The organism is Actinoplanes sp. NPDC026619 (assembly GCF_040638295.1).
Classification (GTDB): Bacteria; Actinomycetota; Actinomycetes; order Mycobacteriales; family Micromonosporaceae; genus Actinoplanes.
The window spans coordinates 1-23,115 of the sequence record NZ_JBEZYA010000023.1; the positions used below are offsets into that span (position 1 = coordinate 1).

The window sequence follows — 23,115 nt, forward strand, 5'->3', positions numbered from 1 at the left end:
GCCAAGGAGCGAGTCGACCAGTGCGTGGCGTCTTTCGGCGTGGTTTCCAGCGTCGTGGTGATCACCTGCTCGACCGCGGTATCAGCGATCGTGCGAGGCCGGCCCGGCCGAGGCTCGTCGAGCAGCCCGTCAAGGCGATCGACGGCGAACCGGTTACGCCACTTGGTCACCATGCCCCGCGAGATCCCGAGTCCCTGCGCTATCACCGTGTTCGCGCTGTCCGGCGCGTCAGCACACGCCAGCACCACCCGCGACCGCAACGCCAACGCCTGCGCCGACGTCGGCCGCCGGGACCACGCCTGCAACTGCTCTCGCTCGTCGTCGGTGAGCACGATGGGCACTGCTACCGGAGAAGGCATACGCACCACCGTACCCACTGACGGCGAATTAAAGACTCAGGACACTACCTCAAGCCGAGCGGTCTGGTCGCACCTGGCTGGTTTGCCGGTGTACGCCCAGGTGGTAGCCGTATCGGCAGCGTCAGGACAAACGCCGCCAGGGTACGCCGAGCCGTTGGCCGTGCCCGACGCTAGCGTGCCCGGCTCGCTGGACTTGTCGCCGGAACAGCGCGCGGCGAGACAAGGAACCCAGGCGGCGGAGACCGCGGACGCTCTCCATCGGGCGTTGGCCAGCAGAACCGCCTGGTCATCTCTTCCTAGCCCTGACCACGTCGTGCCGGGCGGCGCATCTACCACCATCCGGCAGCTTCGATCCGGGCAGCAGTCTGATCCGCCGTGTAGAGATAGCGCTCGAGCCGGATCTCATGACCGAACCGTCGTTATGCCGCGGAAACGTGGCGTGCTGGCATTGACCTGGAACCCGACGAATAGATAACCAGGGTCAAGCCCCTGGAAGTGGTGTAACGGCTGATCTTTCGAGTTGTGCTGGCTAGAAGGGTTGTTCTCCGGGCTGGTGGGTGGTGTGGCCGCCGGTTTCCGGTCGCCATTGGTCGATGTCGTCGGGCCAGGGTGCAGGACGGCCTTGGTCGTCCCAGAAGCCGGTCTCGGTGCCGTTCGCCTGTAGAGCGGCGTTGAGGGCGGCGCGTTCGGCGGGGTCGGGGATGGCGGACCCGCCGGTCAGGTCGGTCATGCTGCGGTCTCCAGTTCGGGCAGCTGCGCGGGGGTAGCCGCGGTGGTGTTGGTGGGTGTGTCGCGGGCCTTGGCGAGGACGTCCAAGGCGAAGTAGCGGCGGCCTTCGGTCCATTCGTCGTGTTGTTCGGCGAGCACGGCGCCGACGAGGCGGATGACGGCGTCGCGGTCGGGGAAGATCCCGACGACGTCGGTGCGGCGGCGGATCTCTTTGTTGAGACGTTCGTTGGGGTTGTTCGACCAGATCTGGCGCCAGATCTGTTGCGGGAAGCCGGTGAACGCGAGCAGGTCCGCGCGGGCAGGCCGCCGTGAAGATTCGCGCCTGGACGGCCCAACCTATGAACCTCGACGACTGGCTCGGCCTCTGGATTTGCCGCGATCCGAGCGTGGCCTGGCTCCGCCGGTAACTCAGCGTTGGTAGCCGAAGGACGACGATCGGGCTGGCAGTCGTCCAAGATTGGCACGCCCGGTGCCGTTATCTGTGTACGTCTGCCCTACCTGGCTCTGCGCAGGGAGCCGTACGCCGACACCTGAGCGGAACACTCTGGGTCCCGGGCGTCATTGGCAACGGACACCAAGGATCCGTGCCTCACATGCCTGAAAGATGGTCAGTTGTTTGACCAGCCACTTCGCTTGACAAATGCAGGTAAGGGTCCAGGACTTCACGTACTCCGGCGAGATTGGGTACGCCAGCGTGTCCAACGACTGGGGTGCAGCGGTGGTGGCAGCAATGGCCGGGTGATCCGCGAAATCCGCGGATGCGACGTCGTCCACGAAACAATCTCCTTCAGTCAGTCAGGGGATGGGCTCCGGTCGGGTGGCCGGGGGTGCGGCTAGGCGTGCCGGAGGAGGGCGCGTGCGGGGGTTCGCTGATCGAGCAGCAGCAGCGACCGGCGGCCGATGACGGCGTCGACGGTCGGGCAGGGGCCGTGCCAGAACGCGGTGTCCCAGCACGGTGAGCGCTGGGACACCGCGGACGGCCGCTACGGCAGAAGGCCCTCGAGGTCGGTGCCCTCGGGCAGCGGCCAGGGCAGCGTCTCCGGATTGATACCGGCGGTGAGCACGACGCCGATCAGCTCCGACATGGTGTTGTCCGGCAGTGCTTGCGCGGCCTTGGCCAGCGCCGCCCAGGCCAGCGCCGGCTCGCTGCGCCGCCAGGCGTTCAGGCGACCAGATTCGCCGGCGCCGCCACGCAGTGCTCGGGCACCCGGCGGATCAGGTCGAGCCACAGATCGTGCTGCCAGGTCTCACCCGTGGTGGCCGCCCATGCCGCACCGCGGCCGTCGTTGTCCTGCAGCGCAACCACCAGATACGCCGCCTGCTCATCGTTGAGCTGATCGCCGGCGGACGCGATATCCAGGCTGGCGTTCACGACGGCCACCGGATCCGCCAGCGGGTCCGGCACCCGGTTCAGGGCGGCGGCGGTGCGGGCCTGCGCGTCGGGGTCCGGTGCAACGAAGGTGTTGAAGTCCTCACGCGACGGCAGTGCCACGCGGCCGTCCAGGGTCATTTCTGCGGCGATGACCGTGCTGGAAGGATCCAGGGCGGCGCCGTGCTCGGGTGTGCAGGGGCACCCGTCGTTGAGGCAGTAGTACCTGCCGTCGTCGACTAATAGGCATGCCTGGACGGTGACCGCCATGTTGAGCGAGTCGGCAATCCCGGCGAGTCGATCGCGGTCCGACTGTGGTCGGTAACCGACGACGAAGGCGCGGTTGGCGTCCGCGCGGGAAGCGGCGGTGCTGCTCTCGGCGATGATGAGCGAGTCCGGTGCCTGCCGGCCGACACACAGCGCACACGTGAGGCGCCCGTCGCCGGTGACGAACAAGACGACGACGCTCTCGTGGGGGTGGTATCCCAGCACGTACGGGATGGTGGCGAGCAGGTCAGCCGGACCGTGGACGACTGACGGTGCAGGGCCAAGCACAGAAATCACACTCCTGAGGGCGTGGCAGGTGTCGCGACCCCGGACCTGCGGCAAGCGCCTCGCCGGTGTATCGGTCGAAGTCGGGCGCCTGGGGGGTCGCGCTGACCCCGGGCGTGGACCGGCCCTGACGGCCCGAGGCAGGCCAGGGACCAGACCGGCCCGTCCGCCCGCAACCGCGCCTTGGCCAGCGGTGACCGCGAGGGTGGGTGGGCCGGGTGCAGTGCCCTGGCCGGCCCGGGACGGGGCCGGTACAGGCGCTTGCGGGCAGCGACGACCACCGGCTGCCAGCAACGCGCCGGACAACCCGCGGTTGTCGTTGGGCATCCGGCCGGACCCGCCTGCCGATGCCCCCATGGGCATCGGACTCAGTGGCTGGTCCGGCTCAGCTCGGTGATCACCTCACCGGCCGACGTCACCAAACGCGCAGCAGAATGGGCACGTAGGACGCCGTGGCAACCCGCCGACAACACTGAGGTCACCGGACCGGGAACAACCATCGCGGGCCGCTTGAGATCGAGCGCCCGGCTCACCATCTGCACCCCGCCGCTGCGCGCGGTAGCTTCAACAAGGATCGTGCCGCCGGAGGTGGCGGTGAGCCAGTTGCGGATGCTGAAGCGATGCCGTAGTGGCTCGGTGCCGGGAGGCCACGCACTGACCAGGAGACCGTCGGCGATGATCTGGTCGAACAGCGCGGAGTTGCCGACAGGGTAGGGGCGGTCGATCCCGCAGGCCAGCACGGCAACGGTCACGCCGCAGGCGGCCAGGGCGCCCCGATGCGCGGCCGCATCCACTCCGAATGCGCCGCCGGACACGATGGTCCACCCTCGGCTGGCGAGATCTTGGGCGAGATCGGCGCTGACCTGGTTGCCGTACGGGGTTGCCGCCCGAGCTCCCACGATCGCCACGGACCGGGTGAACGCCTCGCTCAGCGATCGGTCACCGAGGACCCACAGGCACAGCGGCGGCGCAGAATGGTGGTCCACCCTGTCGGTGCCGGGTTCGAGCTGGGCAAGGTCGTCCACCGGTGCCGGCCACTCACTGTCGCCGGGCATTACCAGCCGTGCGCCGAGTCGCTGCGCACGGCGCAACGCGATCTGTGCGAAACGGCGCACGTCACCGCTGGCCGTCCGGACCGTCACCACCGCGCGCAGTGCCGGATCCGGGACGTCACCGGCGAGCAGGCGATCCAGTGCCGTCGAAGCGCCGTCCTGCTGGACCATGGACCAGACGGTTCGGTGGCCCGGCTCGATCAGCAAGGTCAAGGCGGCACGGGCAATCCGGTCTGCCTCGCCGGCGGATTCCGGCGTCGAGGTGGTACTGCGGTTGCTCATAAAGGGTGTTCCCTTCGCGAACGCATACGGATGTGCTGGGGCCAGGTGAGGCCACAGGCAGGAACGGAACTGGTGCAGCTGCCAGGCGGATGGACGGGAAAGGCAAAGAGGGACTTGCCGCTGCCGAACGCTCTGGCGGCGTAGACGCCGTCGCGCATCGCTTCCTGCAGAGCAGGGATTGCGTGACCGTCGCCGACGTGCCCGGCCCTACGGCAACGGCTCGTTGCGCGGCTGATCGCCGTCGCAGGTTGTGCTGGTGCGGCTGGCAGCAATGGTGTGCACGTTCGTCGGCGGCGCGATGGCGCTCCAGCCGAGGCCATCGCACGCCAGCCAGCACACCGCCGTGGATGTGCTGACCCGTACGACGTCACCGACCGAAGGCGACCGCAGCCGCTGAAGCCGGTACCGGCAGGCGAGCTGGGACGCCGATGCGGTATCGAGCGTCGAGGCATCATCTACCAGCGTGTCTGGGTCGGTGTTGAACAGGCAGAACGTCCACTCCGCGAGCTGCTCGGCCACGGTGTCCTGCGGCAGGGCCCGGGAGAAGGCGAAGGCTGACAGGAGCCGGTGATCACCGCGGAAGGGAATGAACCGGCCATGGGCGTTGTGGAAGACGGTGACGTGGAACATCATCAGAGGACCTCCTCCAAGGTGGCAGTGCGAGGCTGGGCGGTGCGGGCATCGACTGGCGTGTGGTCCTCGCGGCCCGGCCGCACAGGGCCAGAAGGCAGTGCCAAGCAGGGCCGGATTGCTGGGATGGCTCGTCTCGAAGACGCGCCGCTGCGCCACACTCGCCAGGACGCGGCAGTTAGTTCGTCGCGCGTACGTCGCGGGCACGCCGACGAGGCACCGGCCGCTGGGGGTACGTCATGCCCGGCTCGAACAGCGTGACCGTGCCCCGCTTCTTCGCCTGATACAGCGCGATGTCAGCGTCGGTCAGAGCGTTCGACCACGAGGTGGTGGCCGCCGCGAAGGCGATCCCCGCGCTGCCACGCACGTGCACCGGCCCGGTGCGGCTGCCGGCGATGATGGCGGCCACCGCTTGGGTTGCGGTCTGCTGCGCCTCCGACGTGGTGCAGTCGGCCAGGATCAGTGCGAATTCGTCTCCACCGAGCCGGCCCGCCCACCCGTGGTGCCGTGATGCGAGTTCGGCCAGGCGGGTGCCGAGCGCGCTCAGCACTCGGTCACCGGTGGGATGACCGTGTTCATCATTCACGGACTTGAACGTGTCGAGATCCATCACGATCACGAAGCGCCCGCGGTCGCTGGTCGCGGCGTACGCTTCCTCGAGTCCGGCCCGGCTCAGCACGCCCGTGAGCCGGTCGCTGCGGACCTGCTCGACCAGCGCGTCGTTCTGCCGGCGCAGGAGGCGGATAGTTGGCGTCGCACTGAGGCGACCAGCGAGCGCGCCGACCAGTGCACCTGCAGCAAAGCCGGCAACCAGGGTTTTACGCACGAGAAACTACCTCTCACGGTAGGGCCGCCCACGCGAGCAGCCCTGGGGCCGCGCGTCGGACGGGCAGAGACACAGGTACCGAGAGGTGATGGCCGTATCGTCCGGCTGCTTCGCGGACAACGGTGATCACCCCGGCGGGAGGCGGATACGGCCGCCGCCTGCGCCAACGCGACAAGACACCCTTGGGAGGGATGCTGTCGGCCTGTGCTGTCGGCGGCTCCCGCGCCGAGGTGACGAGCGCGTGCTGGCCCCGCAGGCCCGGGGCCGGCCCCGGATCGGCGGGCGCAAGGCATCAGGGACGAGAAGATCTCTGGCCGAAGGCCAAGATGTTCTCGCCTCGGCTTGCGGCCGCCCCGGGGGGCGTGCCACCGTGCCGGGCCAGCACCGCCGTCCGCCTCCCGTGGCCCCGGCCGGCCCGATGCGTGGTGCCGTCATGACGGCGTTCGCCGGTCTTTGACGGTTGCGGCGCGCCGTGCAGCGCGGGCGGCGGTATCCGCGGCCTGCCACGTGCTGAATCGGCGATCGGCGATCCGCTTCAGAAACGCCGGAATGCGGTTGGCCGATATCCCCACCAGCGGCGGGCCCAGCACAGCGAGCAGGTCGGAGGCATGCTGGGATGACCAGCCGGCCCGGTCGATCGAGTCCTCGTCGGGGAACACGTCGGCGACCCGGTCCACCCCCGGATTCAGCGAGCGGTCCTGAACCCCGCCGTAGGAGTACACCAATGCAGGTTGTCGGGCGGGTCGCGCTCCACCAGACGTCGGAACCGGTCGGCTTCCTTTGTGTGGCAATAGAAATGGACATCCGGCACGCCAGGCAGATGCCGGTCCAGGCGCGCAGGTAGTCGTCGAGAAGAAGTCGCCCGCGTCATGGATTCTGACCCACCGCCCGCGAAACGGGGCGCCTGCAGTTCAGCGATCGTCGCCTGCTGCCAGCCTGGCAGATCGAGCACGAAACGCAGGTTCGCTTTGTGCCGGCTACGGGCAACAGGCCACAGGTAGGCACCGTGATACCGGGCGTAGCAAATGTGCTGGCAGATACCCGCCGACGGGCAGGTGTTGTAGGGACGCCCGTCCGGCAGTCGCCCGGCCCGGGCCGGCAGGCTCCGCGTCCACACGCCGATGTGCTTGAGCCTGCGGTTGCTCTGCGTCAGGAGCCGGGCCGGTCGAGCTGACCGTCGGTCAGGAGGACCTGGTGTGTCGATCGGCCACATCAGGGCCAGCTGATCCGTTGTTGCGGTCCCGGTTCTGGTCGTGGGCGGAACTTGACGTCGTTGCTCGCGAGTCAGGGACGCGGCGCGTCGCGGTGCTGCGCTCACGGCTCTCGCAGCCAACGGCCGGTGCGTACGTCGATGCGCAGCACACTGTCCGCGTCTCGGTCACCCCAGGCTCCCCCAGGCAACGCAAGTAAGGCAGGGCTCGACGGCGCTACTGATCATCGCCAGGATCGGGTGATCGTGGTCGATGAGCGTGCCGTCGGCCAAAGTCACCCGCCGCAAGATCCATCCGGCGCTCGGCTCGTCGCCGCTGGCCACGTCGTACGAAATGGCGCCGGCAACCATCGAGCGGATGATCCGCCCGGCTTCGGTGATCGCTTCGGAGGCGCGAAACGACGACGCGACAATGTCGCGGACGTCGCTGTCGGTAAGACCGAGAGTGGCATTGGCCTGCGCAGCGATCCGGCGAGCGGTGACGAGGTCGTCGCCCCAGTACCACGGCGATGCCAGCGGTCCGTTGCCGCGCATCGGGGTATGGCCAGCCGGGCTCGTTCTCAGTGACGACCGAGGGAATGAAGCCGTGCTCAGTCTGCATAGTGGCATCGACGTAGAAGGCCTGTCGTTTACCGGTCGGCGGCGTCATGGCACCTCCAGGAAGGCGGAAGCCCGGCGGCGCGGTGGGATGCCGGCCGGGCGGGACGGCACGACAAGACCCGGCCGGGCGCAGGCGGTGTCCAGCCCGTCCCGGCGCCCCGCTTCACGCGACGACGCGCTATCGCCGTTCATGGGACAGCGGTGATAGCGAGGGACGACGACGCGGGGCGTTCGCCGGGACGTGGCTTGATGACGTCAAGACCAGCCGGGACCGTGCCGCGTCCCCAGCCCGGCGGCATCCCCGGCCAGCCGCCTCTACGACTAGGTTGTGGGCCAGCTGGAAGCAATCGATCGGGTTGAACTACGTACGTCGGCTGCAAGGCTGTGCCCAGTGGTCCTCGGGCGGCTGTTCAGGTCGGCCGGAGGGCGGCTGTTCAGGACCGGTGCGGCAGGGGTTGGGTGCGGGACGGAAACGGAGGGTGGTCGCGGGCCGAACCTGGTCGCCGCCCTGAACTCCGGGCGAGAACGTCGTACCCGGGCGTTACGGTCGGCGGATGACCGGCTGGTATGACACATGCGACCCGCACTTGGGGGCGGAGGCATACGCCGTCCTGTTCCGTTCCGAACGGGATGCGGAGAACACGGCGGGCCGGTGGCTGCACCGACTCGGGTACAGCGATGCCGCCTTGACCGCGGCTGGCCACGACAACGGCATCGACGTGATCTCCGCCGGGGCGGTCGCTCAAGTGAAGCGATGGCGCACGACGCCGGTCGGCATCCGGGAGGTGCAGCGTCTCGCCGGTGCCGCGGAGCCGGGGCAGACGTGCCTGTTCTTCGCCTCGTACGGGTACACGGCGGCGGCTAGTACGGCAGCCGCCATTCGTGATCATGGCTGGATTTCGAGGTTGAGGCGGCGGGCGTAGTGGGCTCTTCTGGCTCGTGCTTGGTGGCGGCGTCGCCAGTTTGACCAGCGCAAACGGTAGGCGATGCTGCGGGTCGGCCGGATCAGCATGACGTTGATCAGACGGCGGATCTCGTTGACGGTCAGGTCGATCATGTCGGGTTGAGTGTGGCGGTCTGCTGTTCGGGTGTCGGCGGCGCAGATCGCGAGGACGGCGAGGGCGGCCAGGGCCAGGGTGGTGAACCGGTGCCAGGACGTCCATCGGCGGACTTGGTGCTGGTCAAGACCGACCTGGCCTTTTCCGGCCTGGAACGATTCCTCGACGATCCAGCGGACTCCCGCGACCCGCACGAGCTGGGCGAGGGCGGCCGGCCCGGGTGTCCAGCAGCGGTAGAAGGCCAGTTCGCCGGTGAGGTTGTTGCGGCGGATCAGCAGACTGTGCCGGCCGTCGTCGTCCGGGTCACCGTCGGCGCCGACGTCGGCGAGCCAGGCCCAGTCGTAGAACCGTGGTCCTTTCGACCCGTCCCCGGCACTGCGCCGGGTCCACGCGGTGGCGGGCAGGGCCTCTACCAAACGGTCGGCGCGGCAGCGAGTCTTGCCGCCGTCGATCGGCACGAGATGATCGCAGGAGACGGCCAGGACGTAACCCAGGCGCAGTTCCCGCAGCCGGGCCCGCAGGCCGGTGTTGTTGCCGTAGGCCTCGTCCGCGGCGACCCATCGGGCCGGGACCAGGGCCTGGGCCGCGGCGGTGATCATGTCGTCGGCCAGCTCGGATCGGGTGGCGAACGCGACGTCGTCCGGGACGCCGGCCTGCTCACACCGGTCACGGTCGCCGGTCCAGGACTTCGGCAGGTAGACCCTGCGGTCGATCAGGGTGTGGCCGTGTCTGCTCGCGTAGGCCAGGAACACACCGACCTGGGCGTTCTCGATCCTGCCTGCGGTGCCGGTGTATTGACGCTGGACGCCGACGGTGTGCATGCCCTTCTTCAGATCGCCGGTCTCGTCGACCACCAGGACCCCGTCGGGGTCGCCGAACCGGTCGGCGACGACCTTACGCACGTCGTCACGCACCGCGTCGGCGTCCCATTTCGCCCGGTAGAGCAGCCGCTGCATCGCATCCGGGCGACCATGCCCCGCCTGCTCGGCCAACTGCCAGCACGTCTTGATTTCCAGGTCGGTGAGCAGGCCGGTGACGAACCCGGCCGCCGTCCGGCGGGGTTCGACCCGGGCGAACCGGCCCGCGAACGAGCCGGTCACCAGGTCGATGGCTTGTCGCCAGCGGGCAGGATCTAGGCTGTGGCTCTCGGCCACCGCAAGGTCTGATGTTGTGTCCACAACGCACAGACGATCATGCGGTGGCCGTCCTCATTTCTGCGGGATCCGAGGTCACCTCACGAACGGCGGCTGCCGTACTAGGGCGTGGGCCGAACTCAGCGATCAGCGGGTGGCCCTATTCATCATGCGTGACAATGGCACCCTGGTCGCCGTGAACCAGTGGGCGTATCTGGCGTTGTGCGACGCACCGATCCGGTGGTGGTGCCCGAGCCGGCCGTGTACCCCGCTGACGGCCAAAGATCTGGGCTGGCTGGTGGTCCTGCCGGCGCTGGTGTTGCCAATGGCATGGATGCTCGTCGCGGCGTGGTGGACCAACGGCGCGCCTCGCACAGGTCTGCTGACGGCCGCGCTGTTCTTTGTTATTCCCGTCGTGCTTATCCTCTCGAGCCTGACTGCGATCTTCGAGTCGGTGAGTGAAGGAGCAGCGGTACTGGCGCGGTGCGCGCGCACCCGAACGTTCGTACCAGTAAAAGAGGCCCTGCAGGTGCGCGCGCCTGTGAGTGGCGCTGCACCACGAACTCACCTGTGTCGACTGGATCGACCGGTGGACAGTAGGCAAGTAGATCTTCGGGCTCCTCTACAGCGGCGTTCGCAATTACTGCCAACACCTGGAAGTACGGGTTCGCCCGGTTGGCCAGTTCCGAGACGGCTTCCTCTTTGGAACTGAACACCCCGCTGGCCTCGGCGACGAAGGCCCCGACGTATGTGGGTGCACCTTCACTGTGATCCTCAGTCGCCCAACCGACGTGGTCTCGCAGACGCACACCGTGGATCGGAACAGTCGAAGCCGAGTCGGCGACAATCGCCAGCTGCTGCCGTTCCTCGAACCGAAAACCGGCCTTGGCCACCAGCTGCACGATCCAGGTACGAGCCGTAGAGTCACCCATAACACCCATTGTTACCGACCCCGATTGCTCCGGGCACGTCAATTTCTGCCGGCGCCCGGTGGCTTTATTCGGCAGCTCCTACACCAGATGTCGCCGAGCTTCCATACCACCGCATCTCACCGATCTCGCCGGCCGGTTCCCGCCCGAACCGGCCGATCAGTCTGCCGGCCGCGTCCCCACCGAGCGCCAAGCCATCTACGCGGCGCATCCGGACGAGGGCTCCACAAGGCCAGCAGGCCAAATTGCTCCCCGGCTTCTTTGATGCGCTGGGCGATGTGATCAACGCAGCGCCTATGGTTAGACCATGGCGGCGTAATGAACGCGCGGCCCACCGCAATTCGGAAAGCGAAGAAACTTATGGCCAAGCAAACCATTACGGTGCTCACGGACGACCTCGACGGCGGTGACGCAGACCGGACCCTCGAGTTCGGGTTTGACGGCGTCAATTACACCATCGACCTGTCCGACAAGAACGTCGGCAGGCTCCGCAAAGCACTCGATCCCTACCTGGCGGCCGCCACCCGCATTGGCCGAGCCCGCGCGAGCGGACGCATCGCTCCACGCGCCGCAGCTGCGCCCAGCAGGGCGAGCCGGGAGCAGAACCAGGCGATCCGTGAATGGGCCATCAAACACGGATACGAGATGTCAGAGCGAGGACGCATCCCGGCCTCGATCGTCGAGGCGTTCCACACCAAACGCTGACCAGATCACCCGCCTACCGAGGTGTTGCTTGCCGCAAGCTGCGCTCACGGTCGGCGGCTAGATCCGCGCACGGACGACGGCAAATGGGCGCTTCGGACACCCCGGGTGCTGAGCCTGAAGGTTGAGTCGCGCTGCCGTCGAGCATGAATCCCTCCGGTGCCATCATTCGGCTGTGATGATCGGCACCGGCCGTAGTTCGTCGGCTGCGAAATGCCGGCCGATCGGCCGGGTGACCCATCGGGCGCCCTGGCCCGGACGCCGATATGCGGGCTTATCGTCCTGCGATGTCCACAAGACGATATCGATCAATTGAAGGTCCGGCAGATCGTGGATCTCGGGAACGGTTGGCGTCACGGCCTCCCGGAGGGCCGCTATCTCGGCGCGGTGAATGCGAGTCCAGATCGCCAGGACGCGAACGACCTTGTCGATACGCTCGCGACGGTCCAGGCCATGCTGGCGTGCCTTGTTCGAGAAGCCGTCGCGGTTGAAACCGAACACTTCCGCCACGTGTCCGTCGAGCACGGGAACTGCCTGTGGCCGGTACAGGGCAGCCAATTTGGTGGTCTTTGGTCCCCAGACGCCGGGGTACCCGAAGTGGCACAGGTCGACGACCTTGGCGACCTCGTCGTCGTCCATGGTGTGCAGGTCGGTGTCTTCCGGGACGGCGATGACCCGGGCAGCGAAATCCCGGCGGCGGTCGAGTGAGAACCCTGCCACGTCCTCGATGTCCACCCGGCCGGCGAGCGCGTTGGCGAAGAGCAGCGACCATGTGGTGACGTGGTCGAACAGGCCGGACGCACGGGTGCTGCGGGCGGCAAGGTGGTAAGTGATCCATCCGCTGCGCGGCTCCGTGCAGAAGGCGAGTACTCGTCGGGCCGCATCCGCCACTGGGACCGGAGCCAGTACGTCGCCGTCAAACCCTGCTGCGGCAGGGTCGATGACCATCTCCGGGAGATCTGTAGTCACAGCGAACACCGTACGGCCAGCCACCAGGAGATCGACGGGTGACGCCGACACGGCATCTGGGGAAGCCACCCAAGGGTCGCACCTGTTCAGCCGCATCTGGTCTTGCTGGCTGTCGCGGGCGGGACGCAGCACCCGGCTGCCCGCCGCTTCGTCGGCCTGCTGCAACACGGAAGGTCACTGCCAACGAGCATCCGTTGCGCCATGGTCGCGGCCATGAGAGAGCGTTTATTCTGTCCATGCCACCCATTAGAGATGGCTATCACGCGGCGGTCTCCTTAGAAGATCCGAAGGGGTCATACCCCCCAGGTAAGGCTTCTACGAGGAACTTTCATCCGCGACCTCCTCAAGCCATCCCACGGGAATGAGCTTTTCACCGTCACGCCAGTTGTGCACGACGGAACGCTCAAACCACTCTTCAGGTTCCTCGGCATGGTCTATGACAATCACCTGAAGTCTGCCCTCAAGAGATTCCACCACATCAAAAATCAACTTAAAGAGTCGCTTTACGGCTTCCGGATCCGCGTCCCGCGTTTGCGCTCCAGCCCGTGCGGCCGACGGGTAATAAGCCTGACTCGGCTGATCGAGAATTAAGAATCTCGGTAGTGGACGGCTCTGACGCACGAAATACTTATGCAAAGCAAGATGCGTAACGAGGTGGTAGCCGACCCAGTTCGCCCCACTGCCGATCCTAAACAGCGGCGCGGGGCCCTCCTCAGTATCCGCGACGACCGTGAGCCGGGACAGCTCTAAACGAACATTGTCACTTGAGTGCTCCAAACCTAGGTACCTAGCGTAGGAGGTCATGTCTCGACTGATGGCCAACAATCTTGATGTCAGCTCTTCCCGGTCTTGATCATCATTCAGTTCAGCTTCAAGTGCCTGCACTCTACGCTCGGCGTCAAGCAATCTGGAACGAAGGATAATCATTTCTCGCTCATCGAGCGCTTCGATCCTAGCCAGCGAAGCATCAATGCGCCCTCGCGTGAAGTCGACGGCACTGACCGGAACATCTTCGTTGATTCGGGCGGAGTTAAGAAGCCCTTCCAGTGCGCCATCAACAGCGGAAATCTCGTCCCTCAGACGACTAGCCTCCGCTTCCAAGCGTTCGAGAGCGCCCCGTCGCGCAGGCGGCGCAGCTCTTAGATCACCAAGCTGACTCCGCAGGGAACGAAGGCTGTGCCCGAGATCCACATTTGTACGATCTCGGCCATCCACCAAGGAGTTGCTGCACGCAGGGCAAATGCTTGCCTGCTCCGATGCAGAGTGTTCATCAGCTTCGGCATCAGGCGGCAGAAGGTCAAGAAGACCTAGACTCTGCAGACGCCCCACCTGCAACTCGATGGCACTACGATAGCCGCTTTGCCCATCTTGCTGGTCAAGAAGGAGCGCTCGGTCAGACATCACCCTCTTCAGCAGTCGGTGCAATTCACGGCTACGCCGCTCGAGCCCCATACGACGATCCTGTTGCGCCGTATCAGGCAACGGCGCAGGTTCGGCAATAGGACGAACGCGCGCCTGCTGGAGCAAGAGAATCATAGCGGCGCGGTCGTCAGGCAGCGTGGACTCACCCACCAACCCCACGCTTGAAGCCTCATTGAGCAGCGCCCGGAGTTCAGCATCGAGGTTCGCGCTTCTGAGCTCAGCCGCCCGGACTTGAGCTTCCAGCCGGCTCAATGCGCGGCGTGCGTCCCTCAACTGAGCATGCTTGACCGCCTGATCCTGAGGAACCGCTCCGAGGAAGTAAGGAAAAGCATCGCGAATCGAGTCCGCGATCGCTCTGTCACCGGCTCGATGAAAGAGCGCTTGCGAGCTGTCAATCTCATCTTGACCTTGGAGGCAAAGCAAAGCTGCTTGCCCTACGCCGACTTCGAAAGCTCGGCGAAGAGAGCCGGGCGGAGGCTCCGCAAGATGCTCCTCGATTCCGATCCTCCGGCTGAGCTGCTGCCGGAGAGAGGTCGAATCCGTGTTGGGCTCCAGATCCTCAAATTCAGGGACATCGAGGTTGCTTCCGAATTCAAGCATGGCGACCGTTGAGGAAGCCCTCCCAGGAGCAGGAGCGGGGCGGCCGACGAAAGCTCTCCCCCCGTGGAGTTGCCATAGCGCCCCGTACCAAGCCACCGTCGCGAACTCGCGGCCGATGGGAACCATGATCTCGTCGCGCCCCAGGCAGTAGTCCGCGATCGCCACTAGAGCGCTCTTACCAGTCTGCGACTCGCCTGTAACGATGTTGAGAGCACCCGGCTTGAAGCCGACGACCCTCTTCTGACCCCGTTTGCTGTAGAGAACAATCGCCAAGAGCTGCACGGTAACTAGGGTGTCACACCTAGCAGCGCAAAGGCTGTAGCCGGCTGGTCCAATTTGGTCAGCCACCTGCCGATGAGTCCAGCGGCGCGGATCAACGCGGACAGGTCACCGGTAGCATGCTCCGGTCGCGCGTTCTCCGACAGCGCTCCCCTGAGCCCACCATCCTGATCGATCTCGAGGACGTCATGTCGCAGGCCGAACCGAATACCCTCCTGCACCGGACCAACCAGCTCGCGCGCCCTGGCTGGGAAACCAGCAATGATCACGGCATGACTGCTCACCCAGTTGGCCATGTGGGTTCGGGTATCTCGCGGCAGTACCTCCCGAGTGCTTCGGTGAAGCACCAAGGGAGCAACCAAGAAGCACATGTACCAAGGCATGTAGTGCCCCGACCGACGCCGGTACTCCTCAGCAGCCGCTGCAGCAAGTGCGGCAAATAGGGCAGGATTTAGCATTACCGCGGGTATAGAGGGGCGTGCAGCCCACGCCGGCGCATTAACCTCCGGATGCGTCACCATTACACCTAGCGCTAAGCCTGCGATTGACGAGCCGTCGAGATCATTAGGTTTTCCATCAAAGCCTGAAAGTCAGGATGCCATCCCACACTGCCGCGGTCGGCTAGTTCATGCCTTTTGCCACGTGCAAAGAAAGCATCATTGTACTTCGCGCGAACACTCACGGACGTCGAGTCTCTCAGTTGGCGAAGCAAGTTCTTACCAACTGCGATCTTGTCGTCATCACTAGCATTCTCGCCGAGATCCTCAACCATGTCTGCGAAGTGGCGGTCCCACTCGTCGCGCAGTTCCTCCTCGAAGCGTTTAAGCTCATGCAGCCCAATAAGATCGTCGTCCACCCAGGCAACCGTTTGCTCAACAGCTCGATAGTAGTCAATAATCGCTTTGCGAAGGTTGACAGAGTTGCACCGGACCCAACGCAATTGATGCACGAATGGACTATTTTCGTGCGCGAGAAGAACGCCCTCTGTATCGACATCTGCCAACTCCACAGTAGTTGGCAGATCATCATCTCCAAAGCGGTTGCGAATACCAGCTATTTCGGCTCTCGCAGCCGCCGCAGTAATTCCCGAGCGCCTTCCCTGAAGCATGTCCAGGGAAACTCCATGCCACCATTTCCATACCAAGCCCATGAACATGTCTTCATGGTCGGTCGGTAGGGCGTTCCACAGCGCCTTACGAAGCTCCGCCTCAACGTCGCTGATTCGAGGAGCACCGTCAAGAACAAAAATTCTTTCTACGAACGCGCCGCGTTGCGCAGGAGTCAGAGATAGGTACTTTTCCCGAGCTTTCTTGGTGACCTCGTTGGTCGATTCTGCCGCAGCCTTATCGAGTTTGCGCACCGCTTCGTCAACGTTCCTACGCTCATCCGGACGAAGGAGGCCAGCAGCGTTATCATCCGCCGCAACACTCGTCGACACCAGACCGAGCCTTGGCCCGTGTGAATCCCCGGGGCCACCCGCATTGATCCATACAAGAACCGTCTTCCAAAGGTCTTTGTCTTTATCACCCAGGCCCGCATTCGAGTTCAAGTGATGCTTGGTCTGTAGAAGCTCGCGAGGCGTCCCGCCTTCATCCCAAGCAACGTCGTCGTGCAGTTCGAGGCTGATCGCGAGATCCGGTCGATCAGGGCCACGCCTGATCAACTCAAGCAGGCACCAATCCGCCTGGTAGAGGTAGCCCACCATGCTTCCAGAGGCGTTGTGCTCCCCGGACGACATGTCATCTAGTCTGCACCCTGACGGCCGGACAGGTCCAGAACCTGATGCCGCAGCATGTCGTCGCGATCTTGTCCGGTCAGGTCGGTGTGCGTCACCTGCGGGACGGCCGTCACGCAGCCCAGCTAACAGCAAGACTCGTCAGGCACTTGCTGGACGTTCCGACGGAAGCAGCGATCCGCGCCGTCGCCGGCCGATGTTGAGGGTCCAAAAGCTGCTCGGCAGCACCAGCTCGATCAGCTTCCACAACTCGTCATCGACGATCCACGCTTTGCTCACGCCCGACCGACCGAGACCGATCCTCACCACCACGCTGATCATCGTCGATCCAACAGATCCCGTTAGGAGCTTTTATGCCACGGGTTCGTGGAGCGTGGAGCGACACGCCAGCTTGACGATACTCGAATTCCAGTTACAATTTTGACTCGTCACGAGCGGGCATCGTGTCAACCTTTGCATCGATCCCAACCTTTTGAAGGCGTTCACTAAGCCTCAGTTGGTCAATAATGCCGCCCGCAACTGAAATAAAGTCGAGCTGAGGTTTACCTGAGCTCATGAGCTTTATGAAGTCTGCGGATTTTTCAGGAATGGCTTCGTTTGTAACGACTAGCACCCGCTTCGCTCCCGTCTCGCGTGCACGTCTCGCGAGATCGGCGGCCTCCCGGAGCCGCGGCTGTGACGGCAAGTATTCAATCATGATCGCTACATCTGCGTCGCCGTCAAGGACTAGCGTGGTGGGCTGCGAAGCGCCTTGCGCCTTCAAGGTGCGAGTGCTGGAGTCAGTGACCAACTTTAGTGCGGCACTCTCGAAGGCCGACTTGGCCTTTCCGGACGTGAGGGCGTTGGCTGCGGCCTGCGGGTTAGTCCTCATCGCCGCGTCAATCTTGATCAAGGAAGCGCTCGGATCACGCTCGGCACCGTCCTTGGCCTCCTCCAGGACTTCTGACACCTCCTCTTCATTGTCGAAACCAGCTTCAGCCTCGCCCAACTTGAAGCTGGTCAACTGGCGTCCAACTATTCCTACATACAATAGAATAATGCCGGCTCCTAGGAAGGCGGCAGCGGATACCTCCCCGCGAACATAGACGGCCAAGTACGCAGCGAAGAGTACCAAGCCGCTTCCAACCGTTCCTGTCGTCCAACGCTGCCACGGATCCAATGAGACGCGTCGGTGAGTAGCAGGAGGCCTCGTTTTGCCGTTCGCCCGGAAGTCGCCCACAGGTGAATGATATAGGGGCGGTTGCATCGCCTCTGGAATATCCAGAACTCCTTTTTAGCTCTATGCTCCGCTGCGATCGCATCCACTCACATCGGCAAATCCGGAAGGCGCCAGCGGTCTTTTAGAACTATTCTCGGTAATTGAAGTACGTACTGGCTGAGGACGCCGATTAGCTCGCCGCCATTTCTACGGATCTCGTTGGCCGTGGCCGGCTCGGTCGCGTAGGCGACTCCACTCCCCAGTCGCACGCCGACATGCGGAACTCCAGTGGCGGCCGGATCAGTTTCGATGAGACTGGATCAGATCCGTTGAGAACCCACAGCCCGCCTTTTCACGATGACGTCTACCCAGGTCAGCGGCAATACTTTTGAGCGAAGAACAGGCGTGTAGTTCGCTGCGGACAACCTGATTCGTCCCCGTCTGGTGCGCGCTGCGCCGTTCCCGAGGCGATGTGAGCAGCGCCGTCGGCAGCCTGCGCAGCGCACGTCCCAATGCCGCAGGTATGTGGATGATCGTTGCGCGACTACCGAGGCATGCCTGGAGGTGGAACGGCGTACGGGCACCTTGCAGAGATGAAATGGCAGGTTCTGGGAGCCCGTGCGGGATTTGACGGACGGCGATCGGAACCCACACTCGCGGGCGCCCCCGGGTGGCCGGAAAGGGCAAAGGACAGCGCGGCCGAAGCCGCACGACTCCGGCCCGCCAGGGTCGGCATCAACCGGAGGCTGGTCTGCCGGCCCTGGCCGGGGAAGAAGGATGTGTCGCGCCGAGCGGAGCGGCCCGCCCCGCGAGAAAGATGACGCTCCGCTCGCCGCGCTATCGGTAGATCATGTCGGCAGTGCTGGTGAGGCTGCATGAGCCGAGCTTGACCGAACCGCTTCCACCAGACGCCGCGAAGGTCAGGCACTTGTGCTGTCCCCAGTGCCTCCAGGCACCGTAGCTTTTGAGCACGTATCTGCCGGTGCTGGTGGTGAAGACCTCCCACCAGTCGCTGTATGTGCCGGTCGAGCAGCTGACGTAGATGTAGCTGCTGCTCGCGTTGCCGCCGACGCCGAGGCAGTTGCCCGATTGCCGCCTGACCACCCACAGTGGGTGATTGTTGTAGGAGCCCTCGACGACGACCTGCCAGTTGCCGTACATCGCCGGCGTCGTGCTGCACCCCTTGAGGTAGGTGTCCTCGAGCGGGTCGCCGTAGGCGTAGACGCAGGTGCCGTACCGGATCGATTTAAGGTCGCGGTAGCTGACCGCCGCCTGCGCCGGTGTTGCGGCGGTCAGAGCTGCGCTGACGAGCAGCGTCAGAGCCGCCAGCACGCCCGCGAGCATCGGGAACCACCTCGCTGCGGCGCGGCCGGTGCGCGGCGGTTCCATCGGCAGGTCGACGTCCGCCAGCGCGGTGCTCGCGCTTGCGTCGGGCATTCGTTGGACTTCGATGATGGCGTGATCACTCATGAATTCGAGCGTCGGGAGTAAGCCGACCTCGAAACAGTTGTCCGCGCCTGTCCGCCATTGACTGCGGCTGTCCTTCAATCAGCGCGAAGGTGTGAGTGGGATCGCGTGATTTCCTGCGCGGTCGGGCTTTCGGCGCACTTTTGCGGGTGCCTTTAGGCGGCCGCGACCGACCGCTTGCGAGACAGTGGAAGTTAGCCCAGGACAGGGAGAGACAGCTTCTCACCTCTCGGCACGTCGGGCAGGGTCGAGCTGGCAAATGCACCCTCGGTCCGACTCCTTCCGTGCAGCTAAGAAACGCGCTCGGGGAAATGCGTCGCCAACGGCTTTCCGCTGGCGCGAACACCGCCGCCGCCTGATTCAAATTTGCCCGAATAGCGGATTTGGGTGATTAATTGGTTGCATGGCAGCGGCCGATGAGTGCCTCGGGGTGCAATCGGCGCCTTTTTGGAGTAACGCATGATTGGCTCGGTCGTCCCTGAAATCGACAACCGGAAGACGGACGTCGACATATCCACTCCGTACCTGCTGACCAGTCTCGCCCAGGTCAAAGCCCGGTGCCAGAGTTGGCTGCGGCAATTCCCGGTGTGGCGGTGTTCTACGCCATGAAGAGCAATCCGGCCCAAGAAATCTTGCGGACGGTGGCGGGTAACGGCGCGAGTTTCGAGGTGGCTTCCCTCGGTGAGCTGCGTACGTTGCAGGAGCTCGGCATCGATCCGACCACGGTGTTGTACAGCAACCCGGTCAAGCCGCCTGAGCATGTCGCCGGTGCGCACGCGGCGGGTCTGTGGCGGTTCAGCGTCGACGGGCCGAACGAATTGGTCAAGATTGCGCAGCGCGCTCCGGGCGCTGCGGTGTTCGTGCGGTTGCGGGTCAACGACCGCGCCAGCGCGGTTCCATTGTCACGCAAGTTCGGTGCCCGGCCCGATGACGCGCACCAGCTGATGCTGACGGCGCGCCGGCTCGGGCTGCGCCCGTACGGGGTGATGTTCCACGTCGGGTCGCAGTGCACGGATCCGCGCGCGTGGCCGGCTGCGATCGCGGCGGCCGGGACGCTGATGAGGCGGTTGCTCGATGACGGGATCGAGCTGGAGATGCTCGATCTGGGCGGCGGCTTCCCTGCCCGGTACGTCGAGCCGGTGCCGTCGATCCGGCAGATCGGGCTGGCGATCGCCGAAGGGCTCGACACGCTGCCGTACCGTCCGGCGTTGCTGGCGGCGGAGCCGGGCCGGTTCCTGGTGGCCGAAGCTGGGCGGCTGGCCGCCCGGGTCATCGGCCGGGAGCAGCGCGACGGCGTGAACTGGCTGTTCCTCGAGGTGGGCGCGTATCACGGCCTGGGCGAGGTGCTGCCGACGCCGGGTGGCTGGCGGTATCCGATGTCGAGCTCGGTGGATGGCGGGTCGCTGTCCGTGCCGTTCACCGTCACGGGCCCCACCTGCGACCCCACCGACACCTTCGCCCACGAGGTCCGGCTGCCGGCAGCGATCGATGTCGGGGACGTGGTGTATCTCGGCTCGGCGGGGGCGTACACGCTCGCGTACGCGACCGGGTTCAACGGCTTCCCGCCGCCGACCCAGGTTTTCGTCGACCGCTGCGACGATGTCGTCCGCTGAGTCGGACCGGCGGCATCGCCGTCGCAATCCGCCGGGGATGCATCGCGCCGATCGACTGCGGGGGCTCTTCGTCGCCGGCGTCGCCGACTCGTTCGGGATGGCGCTGGGCTGGACGGTGATCGTGCTCGCGGCGACCGAGCGGGGTGGCATGGCCGAAGCCGCGCTCTACAACGCGGCCATGCTCGGCGGCGTGGTGCTCTCCGCACCAGCGTGCGGCTGGCTGGTACGCCGGCTCGGCGGGCGAGCGCTGCTGACGCTGTCCGGCACGGTGGAACTGGTGCTGCGGGTCGCGGTCCTCGCCGCCCTGCTGGCCGGCGCGGCGCCGTGGCTGATCGCGATCACGATCATGGTGATGAACGTGGCGGGCTGGGTCAGCTTCGCTGGGATGCGGGCTGAGGTGACCGCGGCGGACTCGTCGCCACGGTCTCTTACCCGCTACGCGGTCTGCATCGTCGGTGTCGAAGCTGCCGGGACCGCTCTCGCCGTCGTGCTGCCCACCGACGACGGCCAGATGATCGGCTGGCTCCTCGCCGCCGTGTGGATCCTTTATCCGGGCTCGCTGCTGCCGACGTTGTACGCAGCCCGACGGTCGAGAATCGTGTGTCCACGCCTAGTTGACCGGTCGAGCGGACTCCGGCCGGCCAGCCGCACGCGCGCGGTGGTTCGGTTGCCGTCGATACGACTGATGATGGCGGGCGGGGGCATCATGGCGGTCGCCGCCGGGCCGGCGCTGCTCGCGGTTCCGATCACTGAACAGGTGCACGGCGGCGGATGGGTAGCCGGTGCCGCGGCGGCCTTCGGCCTTGGCACGCTGTTGTCCGATCGGGCCGTCACCGCGATCGCTCGGCTGCGGCTGCCGGCCGTTTGGCGTTGGCCGCTCTGGGGGCTCGGCATGCTGGCCGGCTGGATCGTGGCGCCCACCGTCGCCCTGATGGTCCTGGTGGCCCAGTTCGCTGCCGGGCTCAGCCAAGCCGCCTTCGAGGGCGACATGGACGCCAAGACCGCCGCTGATGCCGAGCAGGGCTCGGTGACGCGCGACCTCGCCTATGCTGCCGCGGCGCGGGCCCTGGGCGGCGCGATCAGCGTGCGATTGCTGCCCGTCCTGGTTCTCGCTCCGGCGGTCGGTCTCTTTGCCGGTGCCGCCGCTGTGTTCCTGTTGGCGGCAGGGTTGTTGATGTGGCTTGTTTCGGCATCCAAGAGAGTGCGCTCGGGGCAATTCACCTGACCGATGCGGCGTCGCTTGGTCCGTCGGCGGACGGGACAGATCGCGATTTCGTGCCGGCGAGAGACTGATTCCGATAGGTCGACGGTCCAGTTCTGGGCTGTGCGCGAGATCGCTCGACGGGCTGTTTGAATGCGTTCCCGAGGCGGCGCTGGGTGCGTCGGCGGGTCAGGAGAGTTTGCGGCGCTCGGCCCAGGCGATCGCGGCCACTGCGGTCGGCATTGGCGTGGAGTGCACGGCTATTTCGCCTTCGATGGTCGACACGAGGTAGCGGTCTCGCGGCCGTGTCGGTGCCCGGACGGGCCGGATCCGGACATGGGCGGTGACACCGTGTGGGCGGTATATGGCGTCGAGGCCGTCGAGCTCCCAGTGCTGGCGTTCGCCGATCGCGTCGGCCAGCTCGTCGGCGGCGGTCATGATCTCGACCGTACGCGGTATGTCCGGAGTCGGCGGAGTGGTTGCGGAGCCGTCAAGCTTTCGCGGTCCCGGCCGGGCGGCCGGGTCCGCGGCGTCGTCGTGCCCCGGGGACAGCCCGATGAGGAGAACCCGCAGCTCACCGGCGCCGCACATCTCCGCGGTATTCGGCCAGTCGATCAGGACACCCTTTTGTCAGCTCCGCGATGTCATCGGCTGCCCGGGTCCGGGTCCGGTGCCGGCGGCCTCGCGCTGAGCTCACGCCAGCCGTCCTGATCGCTTAGCAAATCATCGATGAACTGCAGGGCATCCTTCTCGGTCGGCGGAGACCACGTCCGGGTGGTGCCGTCCGCGCCGCCTTCCCGCGCCTCGACCACATAGCGGTCCCCCTCGGCACGCAGGTGGATGTCGCGCCGCGCGATGCGGCCCCATCTGCCGTTCCACCAGTGCCGAGAGTCGTCCCGAGTCATTCGCGAATAGTACATACGTTCGATGCCGCGCGCTCGTTGTGGTTGCCGAATACCCCGCCGTCGTGTGACTTTCGGCCTTAGCTGTGATCTTTCGGCGATAGCTGTCACCGGCTAGCGCCCCACGGGCTGGACCAAGGTCGCTCTTGCGTCTTCACGGCTACCCTCCGTCACGGAGCGCGGAGTCCGTCGATGCACGGATCTGCCGATGATAATGCGTCCGCAGCCAGTAATCCTACTGGCGGAACCGATTGCGCCAAGCACCAAGAGTATTCGCCATTACTATCCGTTGTCGGCC

General features: G+C 65.5%; 25 protein-coding genes and 2 pseudogenes. 4 read left to right on the forward strand and 23 right to left on the reverse strand.

Features of this window, described 5'->3' with window-relative positions:
* The 13 genes and pseudogenes from AB0E90_RS37755 to AB0E90_RS37815 all read right to left on the reverse strand — a co-directional run.
* Window positions 1-359 (reverse strand): helix-turn-helix domain-containing protein (locus AB0E90_RS37755; RefSeq protein ID WP_360416626.1); only part of this gene is annotated, 359 nt, incomplete at its 3' end.
* 529 nt (window positions 360-888) lie between these two features.
* Window positions 889-1,089, reverse strand: coding sequence for a hypothetical protein (locus AB0E90_RS37760; protein WP_360416628.1), 201 nt, complete (start codon window positions 1,087-1,089; stop codon window positions 889-891).
* A pseudogene (locus AB0E90_RS37765) lies at window positions 1,086-1,388 on the reverse strand (transposase); the annotation flags it as partial. The gene AB0E90_RS37760 and the pseudogene AB0E90_RS37765, both read right to left, overlap by 4 nt.
* 258 nt (window positions 1,389-1,646) lie before the next feature.
* Window positions 1,647-1,862, reverse strand: a complete 216-nt coding sequence (locus AB0E90_RS37770) for a hypothetical protein (RefSeq protein WP_360416630.1) — start codon at window positions 1,860-1,862, stop codon at window positions 1,647-1,649.
* A gap of 59 nt (window positions 1,863-1,921) precedes the next feature.
* A complete protein-coding gene (locus AB0E90_RS37775) occupies window positions 1,922-2,059 on the reverse strand; it encodes a hypothetical protein (protein WP_360416632.1) in 138 nt (45 codons plus the stop codon).
* A gap of 12 nt (window positions 2,060-2,071) precedes the next feature.
* Entirely contained in the window at window positions 2,072-2,317 is a 246-nt protein-coding gene (locus AB0E90_RS37780; RefSeq protein ID WP_360416634.1) for a hypothetical protein, read from the reverse strand.
* Window positions 2,251-3,372 (reverse strand): DUF4192 domain-containing protein, encoded by a 1,122-nt coding sequence (locus AB0E90_RS37785; RefSeq protein WP_360416636.1) that lies wholly within the window; start codon window positions 3,370-3,372, stop codon window positions 2,251-2,253. The genes AB0E90_RS37780 and AB0E90_RS37785 overlap by 67 nt, the downstream gene beginning before the upstream one ends.
* A 5-nt stretch (window positions 3,373-3,377) precedes the next feature.
* Window positions 3,378-4,343, reverse strand: a complete 966-nt coding sequence (locus tag AB0E90_RS37790; RefSeq protein WP_360416638.1) for a DNA-processing protein DprA — start codon at window positions 4,341-4,343, stop codon at window positions 3,378-3,380.
* A gap of 207 nt (window positions 4,344-4,550) precedes the next feature.
* Complete coding sequence (locus AB0E90_RS37795) at window positions 4,551-4,976, reverse strand: hypothetical protein (protein ID WP_360416640.1); 426 nt, start codon at window positions 4,974-4,976, stop codon at window positions 4,551-4,553.
* A gap of 175 nt (window positions 4,977-5,151) precedes the next feature.
* Window positions 5,152-5,799 (reverse strand): GGDEF domain-containing protein, encoded by a 648-nt coding sequence (locus AB0E90_RS37800; protein ID WP_360416642.1) that lies wholly within the window; start codon window positions 5,797-5,799, stop codon window positions 5,152-5,154.
* A 431-nt stretch (window positions 5,800-6,230) separates the two neighbouring features.
* Window positions 6,231-7,012, reverse strand: a pseudogene (locus tag AB0E90_RS37805) (hypothetical protein).
* A 165-nt stretch (window positions 7,013-7,177) separates the two neighbouring features.
* Window positions 7,178-7,543: a hypothetical protein gene (locus tag AB0E90_RS37810; protein ID WP_360416644.1), complete on the reverse strand. Its 366-nt coding sequence runs from the start codon at window positions 7,541-7,543 to the stop codon at window positions 7,178-7,180.
* A gap of 111 nt (window positions 7,544-7,654) precedes the next feature.
* A complete protein-coding gene (locus AB0E90_RS37815; RefSeq protein ID WP_360416646.1) occupies window positions 7,655-7,801 on the reverse strand; it encodes a hypothetical protein in 147 nt (48 codons plus the stop codon).
* A gap of 362 nt (window positions 7,802-8,163) precedes the next feature.
* Between AB0E90_RS37815 and AB0E90_RS37820 the strand changes: the two genes are divergently transcribed.
* Window positions 8,164-8,532 (forward strand): restriction endonuclease, encoded by a 369-nt coding sequence (locus tag AB0E90_RS37820; RefSeq protein WP_360416648.1) that lies wholly within the window; start codon window positions 8,164-8,166, stop codon window positions 8,530-8,532.
* Here AB0E90_RS37820 and AB0E90_RS37825 read toward each other — a convergent pair.
* Window positions 8,496-9,776, reverse strand: a complete 1,281-nt coding sequence (locus tag AB0E90_RS37825) for an IS701 family transposase (protein ID WP_360416936.1) — start codon at window positions 9,774-9,776, stop codon at window positions 8,496-8,498. The two genes, AB0E90_RS37820 and AB0E90_RS37825, sit on opposite strands and share 37 nt — an antisense overlap.
* Window positions 9,777-11,089: 1,313 nt before the next feature.
* Between AB0E90_RS37825 and AB0E90_RS37830 the strand changes: the two genes are divergently transcribed.
* Window positions 11,090-11,434: an Lsr2 family protein gene (locus AB0E90_RS37830; protein WP_360416650.1), complete on the forward strand. Its 345-nt coding sequence runs from the start codon at window positions 11,090-11,092 to the stop codon at window positions 11,432-11,434.
* A gap of 162 nt (window positions 11,435-11,596) precedes the next feature.
* On the opposite strand, the gene AB0E90_RS37835 is transcribed toward AB0E90_RS37830, so the two are convergent.
* The 7 genes from AB0E90_RS37835 to AB0E90_RS37865 all read right to left on the reverse strand — a co-directional run bounded on the left by AB0E90_RS37835 (window position 11,597) and on the right by AB0E90_RS37865 (window position 19,182).
* Window positions 11,597-12,568 (reverse strand): DUF6308 family protein, encoded by a 972-nt coding sequence (locus AB0E90_RS37835; protein ID WP_360416652.1) that lies wholly within the window; start codon window positions 12,566-12,568, stop codon window positions 11,597-11,599.
* 147 nt (window positions 12,569-12,715) lie between these two features.
* Window positions 12,716-14,695 carry a DUF3732 domain-containing protein gene (locus AB0E90_RS37840; RefSeq protein ID WP_360416654.1) on the reverse strand — a complete coding sequence of 660 codons (1,980 nt, stop codon included), beginning with the start codon at window positions 14,693-14,695 and terminating at the stop codon, window positions 12,716-12,718.
* 14 nt (window positions 14,696-14,709) lie between these two features.
* On the reverse strand, window positions 14,710-15,222 hold the full coding sequence (locus tag AB0E90_RS37845; protein ID WP_360416656.1) for a three component ABC system middle component: 513 nt from the start codon (window positions 15,220-15,222) through the stop codon (window positions 14,710-14,712).
* Between the two features lie 11 nt (window positions 15,223-15,233).
* The gene (locus AB0E90_RS37850; protein WP_360416658.1) at window positions 15,234-16,439 is read right to left on the reverse strand and encodes an ABC-three component system protein; all 1,206 of its coding nucleotides are present in this window, start codon (window positions 16,437-16,439) and stop codon (window positions 15,234-15,236) included.
* Window positions 16,440-16,577: 138 nt separating this feature from the next.
* Window positions 16,578-16,757, reverse strand: coding sequence for a hypothetical protein (locus AB0E90_RS37855; RefSeq protein ID WP_360416660.1), 180 nt, complete (start codon window positions 16,755-16,757; stop codon window positions 16,578-16,580).
* Between the two features lie 91 nt (window positions 16,758-16,848).
* The gene (locus AB0E90_RS37860) at window positions 16,849-17,439 is read right to left on the reverse strand and encodes a hypothetical protein (protein WP_360416662.1); all 591 of its coding nucleotides are present in this window, start codon (window positions 17,437-17,439) and stop codon (window positions 16,849-16,851) included.
* A gap of 1,032 nt (window positions 17,440-18,471) precedes the next feature.
* On the reverse strand, window positions 18,472-19,182 hold the full coding sequence (locus AB0E90_RS37865) for a hypothetical protein (RefSeq protein WP_360416664.1): 711 nt from the start codon (window positions 19,180-19,182) through the stop codon (window positions 18,472-18,474).
* Between the two features lie 476 nt (window positions 19,183-19,658).
* On the opposite strand from AB0E90_RS37865, the gene AB0E90_RS37870 reads away from it, so the two are divergent.
* Together AB0E90_RS37870 and AB0E90_RS37875 are read left to right on the forward strand one after the other, a co-directional pair.
* Window positions 19,659-20,714, forward strand: a complete 1,056-nt coding sequence (locus AB0E90_RS37870) for a type III PLP-dependent enzyme (RefSeq protein ID WP_360416666.1) — start codon at window positions 19,659-19,661, stop codon at window positions 20,712-20,714.
* Window positions 20,715-20,811: 97 nt separating this feature from the next.
* Entirely contained in the window at window positions 20,812-21,939 is a 1,128-nt protein-coding gene (locus tag AB0E90_RS37875) for a hypothetical protein (RefSeq protein WP_360416668.1), read from the forward strand.
* 165 nt (window positions 21,940-22,104) lie between these two features.
* Here AB0E90_RS37875 and AB0E90_RS37880 read toward each other — a convergent pair whose 3' ends face one another.
* Together AB0E90_RS37880 and AB0E90_RS37885 are read right to left on the reverse strand one after the other, a co-directional pair.
* Complete coding sequence (locus AB0E90_RS37880; protein ID WP_360416670.1) at window positions 22,105-22,353, reverse strand: hypothetical protein; 249 nt, start codon at window positions 22,351-22,353, stop codon at window positions 22,105-22,107.
* Between the two features lie 206 nt (window positions 22,354-22,559).
* Complete coding sequence (locus AB0E90_RS37885; protein ID WP_360416672.1) at window positions 22,560-22,820, reverse strand: hypothetical protein; 261 nt, start codon at window positions 22,818-22,820, stop codon at window positions 22,560-22,562.
* Between the last annotated feature and the right edge of the window lie 295 nt (window positions 22,821-23,115).